This window comes from Pseudomonas sp. HY7a-MNA-CIBAN-0227 (genome assembly GCF_040310325.1).
In the GTDB taxonomy this organism is placed as follows: Bacteria; Pseudomonadota; Gammaproteobacteria; order Pseudomonadales; family Pseudomonadaceae; genus Aquipseudomonas.
The window spans coordinates 1-243 of the sequence record NZ_JBEOPT010000315.1; the positions used below are offsets into that span (position 1 = coordinate 1).

The following is a 243-nucleotide window of genomic DNA, read 5'->3' on the forward strand; positions in this document are numbered from 1 at the left end:
ACAGCCGGTCGACTGGTACGAAAAACCCTGCCCGACGGCAGCCGTGTCGATTACACCTACGACCGCCTCGGCAATCTGCTCAGCGTCGACGACGGCCACTGGCCCCTCAACTACGAATACGACATTCAGAACCGCCTCACCGCCGAGCACCAAGGCTGGGGCACGCTGCGCTATGGCTACGACCACTGCGGCCAGCTCAAAAGCCTGCGCCTGCCGGACAACAATCGTCTCGTTTTCCAGCAC

The 243-nt window shown here is 62.1% G+C and carries 1 protein-coding gene; it reads left to right on the forward strand.

Going from position 1 to position 243, the window contains the following annotated elements; all coding sequences use genetic code 11:
- The coding region (locus AAEZ06_RS28080) for an RHS repeat domain-containing protein (RefSeq protein WP_350617462.1) at nucleotides 1-243 on the forward strand (243 nt) is incomplete at both ends.